We start from the raw sequence: 16234 nt of genomic DNA on the forward strand, positions 1-16234 counted from the left end.
TAATAACAAAGACTATTGAATGGAGGAAGCGAAAAATTCGCTGAAAAATTATGGGAAAATACTTTGGCACAGACGGTGTACGCGGTGAAGCTAATGTGGAATTAACACCGGAATTAGCTTTTAAACTCGGACGTTTCGGCGGCTATGTTCTCAGCCAGCACGAAGCAGACCGTCCGCGTGTTTTTGTTGCACGCGATACTCGAATATCGGGTGAAATGTTGGAATCCGCCCTTGTTGCAGGCTTGCTGTCTGTTGGGATAGAAGTCTACAAGTTAGGCGTTTTGGCGACACCGGGCGTGTCTTATCTTGTGCGTACCGAAAAAGCCAGTGCGGGTGTCATGATTTCCGCCAGCCATAACCCGGCCTTGGATAACGGTATCAAGTTTTTTGGAAGTGACGGTTTTAAGCTGGATGATGACCGTGAGCTGGAAATTGAGGCACTTTTAGAAGCTGAAACCGATCTTCTGCCGCGTCCGTCAGCTCAGGGACTGGGAAGAGTAGTCGACTATCCGGAAGGACTGCGCAAGTATGAAAAATTTCTGATTTCAACAGGCAGTGACTTAGCCGGTATGAAAGTAGCTCTGGATACTGCCAATGGAGCTGCTGCTGTGACAGCTAGAGATATTTTTCTCGATTTAAATGCTGATATTACAGTAATCGGGGAAAAACCAGACGGCCTCAATATCAATGACGGTATCGGATCAACACATCCTAAGCAGCTTCAGCAAACGGTTCAGGAAACTGGTGCTGATGTTGGTCTGGCTTTTGATGGAGACAGCGACCGCCTTATAGCAATCGACGAGAACGGTCAGATTGTTGACGGCGATAAGGTCATGTATATTATCGGCAAATATCTCTCAGAAAAAGGTGAGCTGGTTCAAAATACCATTGTGACAACAGTTATGTCTAATCTGGGCTTCCATAAAGCTCTGGACAGCCAAGGAATCAATAAAGTGATTACAGCGGTGGGTGACCGTTATGTTGTAGAAGAAATGCGTAAATCAGGCTATAATCTTGGCGGTGAACAGTCAGGCCATGTGATTATTATGGATTACAACACAACCGGTGATGGTCAGCTGACGGCTATTCAGTTGACAAAAGTCATGCGGGAGACAGGTAAAAAATTATCTGAACTAGCTGCAGAAGTGACCATCTATCCGCAAAAACTTGTCAATATCCGTGTCGATAACAAAATGAAGGAAAAAGCGACAGAAGTGCCTGCTATTGCTGCTGTTATAGAAAAAATGGAAGCAGAGATGGGGGGCAACGGCCGGATTCTGGTCAGACCAAGCGGAACAGAGCCGCTACTGCGCGTGATGGCAGAAGCTCCGACAGACGAACAAGTCGCTTATTATGTTGATACTATCGCAGAAGTAGTTCAAGCAGAAATTGGTATCAAGTAAGTACTTAGCAGCCGGTATTGGTAGGCGAAAATTGCTGTAATTCATATGATGTCATACTATACCGATAAATAGGAAGAACGGACTTAGCTTTAGGCTAAGTCCGTTTTAGGTATTTTCAAATGGTTCAAATCGTTTTAGCAGTCTGAGCTATCCTTGCCAGTTTCTTTTGGCGCTCTTGGTCGCTGATTTTTTCAATCCCAGTTAACTGACTGATTTTAACCGGCCGAATGCCGCAGCTTTTTAAAATCTGCCCTTTTAAAACTTTACCATAATCTTGAGCAAATGGGGTGATAAAGGCCGGTGTATTATGTGTTGTGATGATCCATGCCCTGCCGTTAAGATGGCCTTTAAGCCCAGTATTGGTATTGTGATAAGCAAAACCAGCAACAAAAACCCGATCGATAAAACCTTTCATCATTGCAGGCATGCCGCTCCACCAGATAGGAAAGATAAAAATGAACTGATCAGCCCAAGTCACCAAATCCCGATATCTCTTTGTGGCAGGATCAGAAGTCAAATCACGTCTTTTATGGTCGTCATCAAAACGCAGAACAGGATCAAAATCATCAGCATATAAATCTATCAGTTGGACTGTGTGTGTTGCGGACAAGTTATCTGTCACTGTTTGTAAAACAGCAGCATTGAAGCTTTTGGGGTTGGGATGTGCGTAAACGATTAAACAATTCATGATGATTTTCCTCCTTTTATATAAGTTGTTAACATGCTGCCAATATTTTCCCGAATAGTTTGTTGGTTAAAATTATCACCGATTGGGCTGTTAATCAAAATAGCAAAACCGGAAATGAAGCTCCAGAAGTGAAAGAGATTCTCTGCTTCACTCCCTGCTAAACTTTCTTCCTGACGCAGCTGCAAGACAATCGCTTTAAAGTCGTTAAAGCCCGGTAAATCCCTGTCTGCAGTAACGGTCTCGTCTTTAATTTTCAGATAGTTGAAGGGGTATTTGATAAAGAGAGCTTCGAAAATATAAGGATAGGCTTGGGCAAAAGTAACAAAATTGTATCCCATTTTAGCTATCTGCAGTCTGGCCGGTTCAGTCGGGATAATATCATTTTGCAGCTCCTGACTACAGATATGTGACAGTCTCTCAAAGATAATTCTAAGATAGCCTTCCTTGCTGCCGAAATGCTTATATGGCGTACCGTGTGTCACACCGCAAATCTTCGCAACATTCCGAAGCGACAGCTTATCAATTCCGTGTTTTTTTATTTCCTCAACCCCAGTCTGGATAAGTTTTTCTTTAAGCTCAGCTGTGTGGCGTTTCATGATACCTCCTTTCGCACAAAAAAGTAGACAGTGTATACTTTTGTGTTTAGTATACACTGTCTTTATTTTTTTGTCAATAATTTACGGCCGCCTTTTTAACTGAAAAGTGGTAAAATAAAGATATGCAAAAAAAACCGACCTCAGCTTATATCCACATACCCTTCTGTACACAAATTTGCTATTATTGTGATTTTTCAAAAGTTTTTATCAAAAACCAGCCTGTTGATGCTTATCTGCAGGCTCTTATTCGTGAGTATGAAAGCTATGATATCAGGGAGCTGCAGACACTCTATATAGGAGGCGGCACGCCTACAGCCATTTCGGCAGAGCAGCTGGACTGGCTTCTAACCAATCTGGTAAGGTATCTTGATTTGGGAAGGCTGGACGAATTTACAATCGAAGCTAATCCCGGTGATTTAAGTCCCGAGAAAATCGAGGTGCTCAAACATTCAGCTGTTAATCGAATTTCCTTAGGTGTGCAGACTTTTAATAATCGGCAGCTTAAGCAGATCGGACGTGGTCATAATGAAGCACAAATTTACGACAGTATTGACAGTTTAAAGGCAGCCGGATTTGATAATATCTCCATTGATCTGATTTATGCCCTTCCCGGTCAAACCTTGGCAGATGTTGAGGAAAATGTGGCAAAAGCTTTGGCACTCGACGTTCCTCATCTCAGCCTTTACAGCCTGATTTTAGAGCACCATACAGTTTTTATGAATAAAATGCGGCGCGGCAAACTTAATCTGCCGGGTGAAGATTTGGAAGCTGAAATGTTTGACTACATCATCTCTGAAATGGAAGCAAACGGCTTTGAGCATTATGAAATTTCGAATTTTACTAAGCCTGGTTTTGAGAGCCGCCATAACCTGATGTACTGGGCAAATGTAGAATATTATGGCTGCGGAGCCGGTGCGTCGGGTTATCTTGATGGCATTCGCTATCGCAATCGCGGTCCGATTCAGCACTATCTCAAAGGTGTTGCCGCAGGCAATCCAAGGTTAGAGGAAGAAGTTCTGACTAAAAAAGAAATGATGGAAGAAGAACTCTTTCTTGGTCTGCGGAAAAAAACAGGTGTTTCCATAAAAACATTCGAGGAAAAATTCGCTGAACCATTTGACCGCTATTATGGTAAAATTGTAGAAGAATTAATTGCTGCAGGACTTCTAGTTCTTGATAAGGGAACTGTCCGTATGACGAAAAAAGGCCTTTTTCTTGGAGACACTGTTGCAGAAAAATTTATTTTGGAGTAATCATGGGATTATTATATCGAGAAAACTATCAAGTACCCTTTTATGAAAGTGATGTGAATCAAAATATCAAGCTACCTGCCCTTTTGTCTTTGGCTTTGCATGTTTCGGGCAAACAGTCACTGAGTTTGGGTGTCAGCGATGACTTTATTTTTCAGCGCTATCATTTGGTGTGGATCATTACAGAGTACGAACTGGAGATTGAACGCCTTCCCAAATACGCGGAAAAAATTGTGATTGAAACAGAGGCGCTGGCCTATAATAAGCTGTTTTGCTACCGCGATTTTTACATTTATGCAGAAGATGGCCGCAAAATCATGACCATTCATTCGACCTTTGTTCTGATGGACTACCAAACGCGCAAGGTTCATCCCGTTATTGAAGAGATAGTAACCGTCTATGGGTCAGAAAAGGTTAAAAAGATGTGGCGCGGTCCAAAATACAACCCGCTAGAAGCAGCTGAAGAAACGCTTTACCGCGTGCGTTATTTTGACCTTGATTTAAATGGCCATGTTAATAACAGTAAGTATTTAGAATGGATGTATGATGTCATGGAAGTTGATTTTCTGCGTCAGCATATCCCGCAAAAAGTGAATCTGAAATTTGTTAAAGAAGTCCACTACGGCAATGATATCCTCTCCCGTGTCGAAAGAGAAGGCTTAATCAGTAAACACGAAATTACCAGCGCCGGCACTGTCCGTGCTCAGGCCAAAATAGAATGGAGAAATAAGGCAGATCAGACTGCAGAAAAATAGCTAAACTGGCTGGCAGAATCGCAGTATTAAGCACCTGTTAACTGAGCTGAGGCGATATTAAATACTTTGGTTTAGGCTGTCCCTGTCTTATCCGTAATATATCGGATCCGTGATACAGACTGTCAAACGTTCTCAAAAGGCAGATGACTTACTAATTTCAGGGGTAAAAAGGAGCAAATGGGACGAATTCCTTGCTCTGGGGCTAATCAAGATGAAAAATCGTGGTTTGATGCCCTTTGAGCTGCATTTAGACTGAAGACAAGCACAGTTGCTTGGTTCTATCAGCCATTTTACTAAAAAATTTGAGACTGCTGCCAGTGATACTTTGGATTAAATAATTTACCGAAATTATTTGAAGCTAAAACAAAGAAGAAACAGATAGCTCATAGACAAAAATGGCAGACTGTTATTAATTTGAAAAGGACTGAAAATGATGACTTATAAAGGCTACCTGATTGATCTGGACGGAACGATTTATAAAGGCAAGGATCGGATTCCTGCAGGAGAGCGTTTTATTAGCAGACTTCAAGAAAGAAAGCTCCCTTACGTTCTTGTCACTAACAATACCACCCGGACGCCTGAAATGGTGCAGAAGATGCTGGCTGAGCAGTTTCATGTGGAAACTCCGCTGCATACTATCTATACGGCTACTATGGCAACCATTGACTATATGAATGATATGAACCGCGGAAAGACAGTCTATGTTATTGGAGAAGCGGGGCTTCAAACAGCTATCAGTCAGGCAGGTTACACTGAAGATAAGGAGAATCCTGCTTACGTCGTTGTTGGGTTAGACAGTGAACTGACTTATGAAAAGCTGACAGTAGCAACTTTGGCTATCCAAAAAGGAGCAGTTTTTATTGGAACAAATCCGGACTTAAATATTCCGACAGAACGCGGCCTTCTGCCAGGAGCAGGAGCAATCAGCAAACTTTTGGAAGCTGCTACACGTGTGCAACCCGTTTTTATCGGCAAACCAAATGCCATTATCATGAATAAATCTCTGGATATTTTGGGAGTTAAGCGTCATGAAGCGATTATGGTCGGTGACAATTACTTAACCGATATAATGGCCGGTATCCAAAATGATATCGCAACGCTGCTTGTCACAACCGGTTTTACTAAGGCAGAAGACCTAGCAGGGCTCCCTGTCAAACCTGATTATGTGTTGGCCAGCTTAGACGAATGGAATTTCAATGAAAAATAAAATATGGTTTTTAAGCACCTGGCTTTGGCTTTTAGCGTTGGCTGTTTTAATAACTATTTATCTGGCTTGGCTTTTCTATCCATTAGAAGCAAACTGGCTGGATTTAGAAAATACTGTTTATCTCAGTCAAAAAACAATCGTTTACAATTTTAATATTTTGCTGAGCTACTTAACCAATCCGCTGAAAATGCATTTACATTTGCCTGCTTTTTCGTCTTCCAAAAGCGGACTCAAGCATTTCCATGATGTAAAGCTTTTGTTTCACACCGCACAGGCTCTTTTTATTATTTTGCTTTTACCGAGCTGGCGTTTTTTCAGACAGACAAGGAAAGAAAACTCTCTCTTTTTATTTGAGAAACTGTTTATGGGTGCAGCTGCTCTGCCGCTTGTTGCGGCTGTTTTCGCCCTTCTTATTGGCTTTGACCATTTCTTTACACTTTTTCACCAAATTCTGTTCCCAGGAGATTCTTCCTGGCTTTTCAATCCGGCCACAGATCCTGTGATTTGGATATTGCCGCAAGATTTCTTTATGCATTGCTTTTTGCTCTTCTTGGCTCTCTATGAAGCCTTGATGATCAGTTTAGTAGGAATAAGCAGAAGGCAGATGGCACAGCGCAGACAGAGAAAGGAGACACAATGACTATCGCTTGGTACTATTGGTTGCTTTTTGCCTTATCTTGGCTATTTGCTGTTGTTTTCTGGATAAAGTCAAGCTTTATGGCAAATAAAAGAATCAAAACCATTTTCATTATCTGCGGTTTTATCGCCTTCTTCCTACCCTTTTTCTGGGGCTGGCTTTTGAGTTAAAACAAGCCAAAATCCGGCCGTTACTAATGATTTATCCGCGCTCTCAGTATCTGACAGGACAGGATTAAATCTTTACAGAAACATACGCAGCGCAAGCCCTTTATTGTCTATCCCTTAGATGCAGCTAAGCCTATTTTTATTATGCCAAAAGCAACGGTTGAAAACCGTTGCTTTTAGTTTTTGGGCTTCCAGCCAGTTTTACGGCTGGATTTGAACTGTTACACCATCACCCTAAATTTTTAAACTAACCTAATGTGTAGATAAAATTATGATAAAAACGAAATTATTTTTGCAAACGCTTGCTTTTTTGGAGAGGAAGAGTAAAATATAAGATATAGTTCAAGGCTTAATCAAATTATAAGCCTAATAAAAAAGCACCGAATCGGTGCGCATTACTAAATTATGGATAAACCATATTTTAACTCAAAAGATAAATTCTTTTGGCTGTGTTGTTTCGAATGATTCCAACAAATTAAATATACCAAAAATGTTGTAAAAAATCAAGTTTAGGAGAGTCTCATGGCAAAATTTAACAAAAAATATTCAATCGGCTTAGACATTGGAGTGGCTTCGGTTGGTTACGCAGTTGTAACAGAAGATCATAAAGTACCCACTTTCAAATTTAAAGTGTTAGGTGATACTGAGAAAAAGAAAATAAAAAAGAATTTGATAGGTTCTGTAACTTTTGAGGCTGCAAAACCAGCACAAGAAACTAGAAAGTTTAGAAGTAATAGTAGACGTATCGAAAGACGTAATAATCGTATTCTATATTTGAGATCTATCTTTAAAGATGAAATTGATAAAGTTGATAAAAACTTTTATCGTCGCTTGGATGAAACGTTTAGAGTTTTAGACGATAAGAGTAAAGATATTCAAATTAAATATCCTTTTTTTGGAAGGAAGAATTTAGAGCAAGCATATCATAAAAAGTACCCAACAATTTATCATTTACGTAAAGCCCTAGCTGATGCAGATGAAAGCGCTCCTGTTGCTGATATTCGAGAAATATACATGGCTTTGTCACATATTTTAAAATATAGAGGACATTTTTTAATAGCTGGTAAGGTTAATCCTAATCATGTTGATATACAAAATAGTTGGAAGGATTTTTTAGAATCTTGTCGAGAAGAATTTGAAATGGAAATTCAAGAAGGAAGTGAGGAAATTTATAAAATTTTTAGAGAAACATCTAGCAGAAAAGATAAAGTAAAGAAGATATTATCTTATTTTCCAGAAGAGAAAGCCAAGAAAGAAAAAAGCGTTTTCAAACAGTTGCTACAATTGTTATTAGGATTAAAAACGAAATTTAAAAACTGTTTTGATTTGGAGGAAGAACCTGATTTAGACTTTTCTAAAGAGAATTATGATGATAATTTAGAAGGTTTATTGGAAATTTTAGGCGAGGATTTCTCTGATGTTTTTGCAAAGTTAAGGGTTCTGCGTGATACTCTGTTACTATCTGATATGTTAACTTACGAAGGGGCAACTCATGCACGTTTTTCTGCAACAATGATAGAAAGGTATGAAGAACACCGTAAAGATTTGCAGCGGTTAAAAGCGTTTTTCAGGAAAAACTTGTCGAAGCAAGACTATCTTGATATGTTTGGCCAAAAAGTTGACGGCAAATTTGAATTTGATAAGAAAATTAAAAGTTATGCCAGCTATATTTCAAATCAAATGGAGCTATCCGATAGAGATAAAAATAAGAGTAAATCAAATCAACAACACTTCTATGATTATCTGAGAAGTAAAATTTCTGATATAGAGGGGTCAGAATATTTCCTAGAAAAAATCGAGGCAGGGACTTTTCTTAGAAAATTGCGTACATCTGATAATGGAGCGATTCCAAATCAAATCCATGAACATGAATTTAAAGCAATTATTGATAGACATGGGAAAGATTATCCATTTTTGTTAGAAAATAAAGAGAAGTTGATATCAATTTTGACATTTAGAATCCCATATTTTGTTGGCCCATTATCAAAAGGTAATAGTAGCCGATTTGCTTGGGTTCAGCGAAAAGAACAATCAGAGATTTTAGACAGTGATGACATTGATACGAAAGACGGAAATATTAGACCATGGAATTATGATAAATTAATTGATATGGACACAACTAGAAATGAGTTCATCAATAACCTTATTGGAAATGATATCGTTCTATTGAATGAAAAAGTTTTACCTAAACGTAGTTTAGTATATGAAGAGGTAATGCTCCAAAATGAATTAACACGAGTCAAGTATAAGGATAAAACTGGGAAATCCAATTACTTAGATGCTGAGTCAAGGAAACAAATCATTGATGATTTATTTAAGACTAATAGTAAGCGTATTAGTTCACAAGATTTACTTGCTTATCTACAAAATTATACTGACTTAAATGCTGTTGAGATTATTGCTGGTATTGAAAAAGGGAAATCTATTAATGTTACTTTGAAAACTTATAATGACTTTAAAACGATTTTTTCAAGAGATTTTTTAGATAATGAGGAGCATCAAAAAGAATTGGAAGAAATCATTAAGGTTATTACGGTTTTTGATGATAAAAAATCCATCAAAGATTATCTTGAAAAATATTTTGCTAATTTAGATTTTCTTAAATGAAGAGCAAATTAATCAACTTTCCAAATTACGGTATACAGGATGGGGAAGATACTCTGCAAAACTTCTATTAGAGATTCGTGATGATGACACAGGTTTTAACTTGTTACAATTTATCCGAAATGACGATAGAAATCGGAATTTATCACAACTTATTTCTGATGGTGAGCTTTCCTTTGATTCAAAAATAAAGCAAATTCAATCTGAAAAATTAGTTGAAGATGATGTATTTGAAGAAATTAGGAAATTAGCAGGTAGTCCGGCGATAAAACGTGGCATATTGAATAGTATTAGAATTGTAGATGAATTGGTTAAATTTATAGGTTATCCACCTCAAAATATTGTGATTGAAATGGCTCGCGAGAACATGACAACTGAGGAAGGAAAAAGAAAATCAAAGTCACGTAAAGATAAATTAGAAGCAGCATTGAAAAAAACTGAAAATGACCTATTGATAGGAAGTGGTAAAAATAAAAAGTTACCATTTTCAAATGAACAGCTACAATCTGATAAGTTATACTTGTTTTGCCTGCAAAAAGCGAAAGACATATATTCCTTGGATGAATCAGGAAACCCTGAGCCCTTATATTTAAATCAATTAGATGAGTATGAAGTGGATCATATTATCCCTTATAGCTATTTACCGATTGATTCTATTGATAATAAAGTTTTGACACGTCGCTCTAATAACCAATTTAAATTGGATAATATACCAGATAAAAAAACAGTTTTTAAAATGAAATCATTTTGGGAACAACTTTATGAAGATAAATTGATTTCTCAGGTTAAATTTCAGCGTTTAACAACCAGTGAGCGTACCCCTAACGGTGTTTTGACTGAAGATATGAAAGCAGGTTTTATTGAGCGGCAATTAGTTGAGACACGTCAGATTATTAAACATGTTGCTCGATTATTAAATGAACGATTTACAGAAAGTCAAATTGTGACTTTGAAATCACAACTCGTTTCTAATTTTAGAAATATGTTTCAAATTGTGAAATTACGTGATTTAAATGATTACCATCATGCACATGATGCTTATTTAGGCGTTGTTATAGGACAAACTCTGTTGAAAGCTTATCCTAAGTTAGCACCAGAGTTGATATATGGGCGTTATGGTAAGTTTAATCGTCATAAAGAAAATAAGGCAACATTAAAGAAACATATTTATTCAAATGTAATGAAATTTTTCAACAGCCCAGATTCAAAAATTAATAAAGATATTTGGTGTTGTGACAGAGACTTACCAATAGTCAAAAATGTTATTTATAATACTCAGATTAATTTTGTAAAACGGACTATGATTAAAAAAGGTGGCTTTTATAATCAAAATCCTGTTGGCAAAGCAAATAAAAAAATTGCAGCAGTAAATCGTTATCCACTCAAAACTAAAGGCATAGCTTTAAATCCTGAAATCTATGGAGGGCACGGTCCAGTAAATTCTGCGATGTCAGTTCTTGTAGTTGCAGAAAAATATAACGAAAAGAAATCGAAATTAGAAATTGTTAAAGAATTTCAGGATATTTATATCATTGATTATCCTAAATTCAAAGAAAATCCAATGTTGTTTTTAAATGATTCTTCTAAATATGGATTTTTAACTAAAAATAATTTAAATCGTGTTTTATATTTTAAGAAGCTACCTAAATATTCATTAATACAAAAGGTTGATGGAACAAAAGTGTTATTCGAAAGTAAGACAAACCTCCATAAAGCAACACAGTTTAAACTAACTGAAGTGCAGAGTGAGTTGTTTTTCCATATGAAGCGTCTTTTAACCAAATCTAATTTGATGAATTTGAAATCAGCAGAAGCGGTTACCGAAAGTCAGAATTATGTAATTAATCATGCTGAAGAGTTTGAGATTATTGTCAATCGTCTATTTTCTTATGCTGAAAAGCAATTAGGAAATAAGAATGTTTTTAAGAAAGCGATAGTTGCTTATACTAAACGAAAATATCAAAAGATTGATTTAACTGAGGAAGTTATCAAATATTATTATGATAACTTTATGAAATTATTTTCTTTAGTTAAGAGTGGAAGTAGTAGCGGATATGTACAACTATTTGAAAGTTCAAAAATACGAAATGCCGATTACAGTCCGACTAAAAAGGAAGTTAACGCCACCCTCATCCACCAATCTATAACTGGCCTTTATGAAACCCGTATTGATTTAAGTAAATTAGGAGAAGATAAATGAGCGGTTGGCGTACAGTTGTTGTAAATACACATTCAAAGTTAGCATATAAAAATAATCATTTGATTTTTAAAGAGGCTTCTCGGACAGAATTAATCCATCTGTCCGAGATAGACATTCTTTTGCTGGAGACGACAGATATTGTTTTGTCAACTATGCTGCTTAAGCGTTTAGTTGATGAAAATGTTTTGGTTATTTTTTGTGATGACAAACGACTGCCGATTGCTAATCTAATGCCGCTGTCTGCCCGGCATGATTCCAGTTTGCAGTTAGCGAAGCAGGTATCTTGGACAGAAGATGTTAAAGCTGATGTTTGGACTAATATTATTGCTCAGAAAATTTTGAATCAAAGTTTATACCTTAGTGAGTGCTCTTTCTTTGAGAAATCTCAGTCTATTATGGATTTATACCATGGTCTGGAGCTGTTTGATCCAAGCAATCGTGAAGGACATTCTGCGAGGATATATTTCAATACCTTATTTGGCAATGATTTTTCACGGGAACTGGATAATGACATTAACGCAGGTCTTGATTATGGCTATACCTTACTTTTAAGCATGTTTGCGCGTGAAGTTGTTGTTTCCGGCTGTATGACTCAATTTGGTCTCAAGCATGCCAATCAGTTTAATCAATTTAACCTTGCCAGTGATATTATGGAACCTTTTCGTCCTATTGTTGACCGTATTGTTTATGAGAATCGCAATAGCTCATTTATCAAAATAAAGCGGGAACTGTTCAGTATGTTTTCAGACACTTACCTTTACAACAGCAAAGAAATGTACTTATCTAACATTGTCAGTGACTATACCAAAAAGGTTGTGAAAGCTCTTAATAATGATGGGAAAGGAGTTCCTGAGTTTAGGATATGAGTTATCGATATATGCGAATGATTTTGATGTTTGATATGCCGACTGAGACTGTTGAGGAACGGAGAGCTTACCGTAAATTTCGAAAATTTTTACTGAGTGAAGGATTTATTATGCATCAGTTTTCAATTTACAGTAAGCTGTTGCTTAATAATTCTGCTAATAAGGCTATGATTGACCGTCTGCAGGAAAATAATCCCAAAAAAGGGAACATTACATTGTTGACTGTTACAGAAAAACAGTTTGCTCGTATGATTTATCTGCATGGCGATAGAGATACAAGTATTGCTAATACAGACAGCCGCTTAGTTTTTCTTGGGGAGGCTTATGATGCTGAAGATTAATTTCCCTATTTTAGATGAGCCGCTTATACTGCAAAAAGGAACAATCTTAGCGATTGAAGATGTTGAGCTCTATGCCCGGTTAGTAAGGCTAATTTATCAGTATGATGAAGTCAGTGAACTCAAGTTATTTGATGAAAAATTAAAGTCATTAAAAGAATCAGAGATTATGCTTGTTACTGATATTTTAGGCTACAATATCAATTCATCTGCTATGCTGAAGCTCATTCATGCTGATTTAGAGGAGCAATTCAACGAAAAACCGGAAGTCAAAGCCATGATTGAAAAGTTGGCAGCTACCATAACAGAGCTAATTGCTTACGAATGTTTAGAAAACGAATTAGATCTGGAATATGACGAAATTACAATTCTAGAACTTATTAAAGCTTTAGGTGTAAAAGTAGAAACAAGCAGTGATACTGTTTTTGAAAAGTGCTTGGAAATTTTACAAATTTATAAGTATCTTAGTAAGAAACGTCTGTTGGTCTTTATCAATAGCGGGTCCTATTTAACAAGGAAAGAGGTTAAAGAGCTACTTGATTATATTAGCTTGGCCAACCAAACAGTTCTTTTTCTTGAACCGCGTAAGCTCTATGATTTTTCTCAGTATATTTTAGATAGAGACTATTTCTTGATTGATGAAATAAAGCATTAAGAAGGACTGCCGGATCAAATGTCAATAATGTAAAAGGAGTTTAGCTACTTGTTTTGATGAAGGTCAGAGCATTAATAGAAAACAGCGTTGAAACCTTGATTTTAAAGCATTTTTTAGATAAAATAGAAGTAATAAAATGGAACTGTTTGATACTGAAGTCTGGCTGGGACGAATAGCGCGATTACGAAATTTCGTAACAAAAAATGTTCTACGAGGTTTTAGAGCTGTGTTGTTTTGAATGGTTCCAAAACATCGTTCCGTGTTGGTTAGCTATTTCGATTGTTTTAGAGCTGTGTTGTTTTGAATGGTTCCAAAACTCACCTTTTGCTGTTTGAGCCACAAACTGAGTTTTAGAGCTGTGTTGTTTTGAATGGTTCCAAAACACGAATTGAGCAAATATAATGTTATTGGTTGTTTTAGAGCTGTGTTGTTTTGAATGGTTCCAAAACAATAAGGCTCATTGTTGATTGTTACTGTTCGTTTTAGAGCTGTGTTGTTTTGAATGGTTCCAAAACACAGTTGAAACAGATAAGGTTGGTAGGTCTGTTTTAGAGCTGTGTTGTTTTGAATGGTTCCAAAACACAGTGAGCCAATGGGATTTATCGACCCCCGTTTTAGAGCTGTGTTGTTTTGAATGGTTCCAAAACCTTTTAATGTGTAACTTTCACTTGTGATGAGTTTTAGAGCTGTGTTGTTTTGAATGGTTCCAAAACTTCTTATCAATACATTGCACCTACCCAATTGTTTTAGAGCTGTGTTGTTTTGAATGGTTCCAAAACTAGATGCTGTGGCACTCCGTCATGTGTGTAGTTTTAGAGCTGTGTTGTTTTGAATGGTTCCAAAACAGTCACTCGGATAACTTCCTCATATCCAGCGTTTTAGAGCTGTGTTGTTTTGAATGGTTCCAAAACTAAATTCCTTCGGGGACTACCTGAAACGTCGTTTTAGAGCTGTGTTGTTTTGAATGGTTCCAAAACAAGGCTATACAGATAAAGATGTGGCGAGTTGTTTTAGAGCTGTGTTGTTTTGAATGGTTCCAAAACTGCCATAAAGTAAGAGTATAAATAGAGCCTGTTTTAGAGCTGTGTTGTTTTGAATGGTTCCAAAACTCTTTTGCGCTAGGATTACCTGATTAGGCAGTTTTAGAGCTGTGTTGTTTTGAATGGTTCCAAAACAGCTTTCATATTCTTTCCTCCTTTCTAGCTGTTTTAGAGCTGTGTTGTTTTGAATGGTTCCAAAACTCCACTTTCCCATTGCGCATAATTTTGTGGGTTTTAGAGCTGTGTTGTTTTGAATGGTTCCAAAACGAATACCTTTGTAGAGATTGAATATGATTAGTTTTAGAGCTGTGTTGTTTTGAATGGTTCCAAAACCGGCAAAACCTATCTATACGCACACCTTAAGTTTTAGAGCTGTGTTGTTTTAAATGGTATATTTAAAGAGGAGAAAAAGGCTTTATGATTTCTGCACATTCAAAAAGAGAGAACCAATCTGATTCTCTCTCGTGCTTAGCTATAAGTCACCCACTACAGTTGACAATGAGCCTGAAGAATTGGAACAATTTAAAAAGAAAGCACTTAGAGTAATCTAGGTGCTTTCTTGTTTCAATAAATTTGTACCTCCATGCATCTCTCCATCGGAAAAACGAGCAATCCGTCGGACAACAAGTCTGGAAACGGATATGCTATAATGGCTATGTGTAATGAAGATAATTCAAATATTTATGGCGATGGAGGATTAATATATTTACAGATACCTTTAAAAAAGTTTTAGATTATGAAGGAGTTGTTTCTATCACTTCTTGGGGAGCAGATGATCCGCATGTCACCTGTACATGGAATTCTTATCTTGTTCTTAAAGGAAACAAACGCCTACTTTTGCCAGTAGCAGGAATGCACAGCACAGAGGAGGATTTGTCTGTTAATCCAAAACTCATTATAACCCTTGGGTCCCGTCAAGTAGAGGGATTCAATGGTTATCAAGGGACAGGATTTAGAGTATTGGGAATAGGTAAATTAGTTAATGAAGGCGCTGAGTTTGAAGAGATGAAAGCCAAATTTCCGTTTTTGCGAAGTGTTTTAGAAGTGACTGTTACAGATGCTAAACAGCTGTTATAACGGCTTTGGAAATTATTTTTTGACAACAATAAGTAGGCAGGAGCGGGCTCAGAGTTTTGATTGCAGCTGATGTATTTATTGGTAGTCACTGTTCTGGATGAAATCTTATGACTGTCTTCTTGGTTTTAGAGTAATAATAAAGAAAGCGTCAATTGCTTATGTTTGGGAATTGTTCAGTCTGCTGGCTTTTCCTTTTCTTGCAATCTGATCTGGTTAGCGGTACAATAGGGGTGAGGGAAGCGAGGTGCTTCTTCCTGAAAGGAGGTTGTCTTATGCTTTACTTAACTGTTTTTTTGGTTTCACTCGCTTTGCTGGTAGCAATCGGTGTCCCTTATCTGATTGATCTGTTTAAAGTGATGGAAACCTTTAAAAAATCCGAGGGTGAGTCCCTGCATAATCAATTATTTGATATGTTTGGTTTTCACCGTCATTCGCATAGCTGAGGCAGGGTTGCCTGCTTTCGGATAAGGGGCTGGGCAAAAACTAGCTTCAGTACACAAAAAAACGGGCAATTCCGCAGTTGGAGATGCCCGTTTTCCTGTGCCATGGTTTATAATGATAATAACGACAAAACAATTAGAAAGCCATGACCATGTATAAAGAGTATAACACAAATCAGTTGAGTTTGGAACTAAATCTTGCTTACGATATTCCCATGAATCATGAGGTTAGACTCATCAGTCTTTTTGTGGACAGTATCCCTAATCATGTTTTGCTGGAAGAAAAGTCTCATACTGGCCGACCCGCTTTT

Annotated in this window: 14 protein-coding genes and 1 CRISPR repeat array; of the genes, 12 read left to right on the forward strand and 2 right to left on the reverse strand. The window is 37.2% G+C overall.

Features of this window, described 5'->3' with window-relative positions; translation table 11 throughout:
- The first annotated feature begins 50 nt into the window (after positions 1 to 50).
- A complete protein-coding gene (gene glmM / locus AB3329_RS10165) occupies positions 51 to 1403 on the forward strand; it encodes a phosphoglucosamine mutase (RefSeq protein ID WP_368395961.1) in 1353 nt (450 codons plus the stop codon).
- Between the two features lie 124 nt (positions 1404 to 1527).
- On the opposite strand, the gene AB3329_RS10170 is transcribed toward glmM, so the two are convergent.
- Entirely contained in the window at positions 1528 to 2091 is a 564-nt protein-coding gene (locus AB3329_RS10170) for an NAD(P)H-dependent oxidoreductase (RefSeq protein WP_368395962.1), read from the reverse strand.
- Positions 2088 to 2687: a TetR/AcrR family transcriptional regulator gene (locus AB3329_RS10175; protein WP_368395964.1), complete on the reverse strand. Its 600-nt coding sequence runs from the start codon at positions 2685 to 2687 to the stop codon at positions 2088 to 2090. The genes AB3329_RS10170 and AB3329_RS10175 overlap by 4 nt, the downstream gene beginning before the upstream one ends.
- A 122-nt stretch (positions 2688 to 2809) precedes the next feature.
- Between AB3329_RS10175 and hemW the strand changes: the two genes are divergently transcribed.
- The 11 genes from hemW to AB3329_RS10230 all read left to right on the forward strand — a co-directional run bounded on the left by hemW (position 2810) and on the right by AB3329_RS10230 (position 15926).
- Positions 2810 to 3940 carry a radical SAM family heme chaperone HemW gene (hemW, locus tag AB3329_RS10180; RefSeq protein ID WP_368395965.1) on the forward strand — a complete coding sequence of 377 codons (1131 nt, stop codon included), beginning with the start codon at positions 2810 to 2812 and terminating at the stop codon, positions 3938 to 3940.
- A 2-nt stretch (positions 3941 to 3942) separates the two neighbouring features.
- Complete coding sequence (locus tag AB3329_RS10185) at positions 3943 to 4692, forward strand: acyl-ACP thioesterase domain-containing protein (RefSeq protein ID WP_368395967.1); 750 nt, start codon at positions 3943 to 3945, stop codon at positions 4690 to 4692.
- A 433-nt stretch (positions 4693 to 5125) separates the two neighbouring features.
- Positions 5126 to 5899 (forward strand): TIGR01457 family HAD-type hydrolase, encoded by a 774-nt coding sequence (locus AB3329_RS10190; RefSeq protein WP_368395978.1) that lies wholly within the window; start codon positions 5126 to 5128, stop codon positions 5897 to 5899.
- The gene (locus AB3329_RS10195) at positions 5889 to 6539 is read left to right on the forward strand and encodes a TIGR01906 family membrane protein (protein WP_368395969.1); all 651 of its coding nucleotides are present in this window, start codon (positions 5889 to 5891) and stop codon (positions 6537 to 6539) included. Before AB3329_RS10190 ends, AB3329_RS10195 begins: the two co-directional genes overlap by 11 nt.
- 686 nt (positions 6540 to 7225) lie before the next feature.
- On the forward strand, positions 7226 to 9310 hold the full coding sequence (gene cas9, locus AB3329_RS10200; protein ID WP_368395971.1) for a type II CRISPR RNA-guided endonuclease Cas9: 2085 nt from the start codon (positions 7226 to 7228) through the stop codon (positions 9308 to 9310).
- A 7-nt stretch (positions 9311 to 9317) separates the two neighbouring features.
- Positions 9318 to 11507 carry a type II CRISPR RNA-guided endonuclease Cas9 gene (gene cas9 / locus AB3329_RS10205; protein WP_368395980.1) on the forward strand — a complete coding sequence of 730 codons (2190 nt, stop codon included), beginning with the start codon at positions 9318 to 9320 and terminating at the stop codon, positions 11505 to 11507.
- Positions 11504 to 12373 carry a type II CRISPR-associated endonuclease Cas1 gene (cas1, locus tag AB3329_RS10210; RefSeq protein ID WP_368395973.1) on the forward strand — a complete coding sequence of 290 codons (870 nt, stop codon included), beginning with the start codon at positions 11504 to 11506 and terminating at the stop codon, positions 12371 to 12373. The genes cas9 (AB3329_RS10205) and cas1 overlap by 4 nt, the downstream gene beginning before the upstream one ends.
- Positions 12370 to 12714 (forward strand): CRISPR-associated endonuclease Cas2, encoded by a 345-nt coding sequence (gene cas2, locus AB3329_RS10215; RefSeq protein WP_368395974.1) that lies wholly within the window; start codon positions 12370 to 12372, stop codon positions 12712 to 12714. Before cas1 ends, cas2 begins: the two co-directional genes overlap by 4 nt.
- Positions 12701 to 13366, forward strand: coding sequence for a type II-A CRISPR-associated protein Csn2 (gene csn2 / locus AB3329_RS10220; protein ID WP_368395982.1), 666 nt, complete (start codon positions 12701 to 12703; stop codon positions 13364 to 13366). The genes cas2 and csn2 overlap by 14 nt, the downstream gene beginning before the upstream one ends.
- A 215-nt stretch (positions 13367 to 13581) precedes the next feature.
- A CRISPR array of direct repeats spans positions 13582 to 14739; the repeat unit is 36 nt; unit sequence GTTTTAGAGCTGTGTTGTTTTGAATGGTTCCAAAAC.
- Positions 14740 to 15108: 369 nt separating this feature from the next.
- Positions 15109 to 15483, forward strand: coding sequence for a pyridoxamine 5'-phosphate oxidase family protein (locus AB3329_RS10225; protein WP_368395983.1), 375 nt, complete (start codon positions 15109 to 15111; stop codon positions 15481 to 15483).
- A gap of 272 nt (positions 15484 to 15755) precedes the next feature.
- The gene (locus tag AB3329_RS10230; protein WP_368395976.1) at positions 15756 to 15926 is read left to right on the forward strand and encodes a hypothetical protein; all 171 of its coding nucleotides are present in this window, start codon (positions 15756 to 15758) and stop codon (positions 15924 to 15926) included.
- Positions 15927 to 16234: the final 308 nt, after the last annotated feature.

Origin of the sequence: Streptococcus huangxiaojuni (assembly GCF_040930515.1) — a bacterium.
Lineage (GTDB): Bacteria > Bacillota > Bacilli > Lactobacillales > Streptococcaceae > Streptococcus > Streptococcus huangxiaojuni.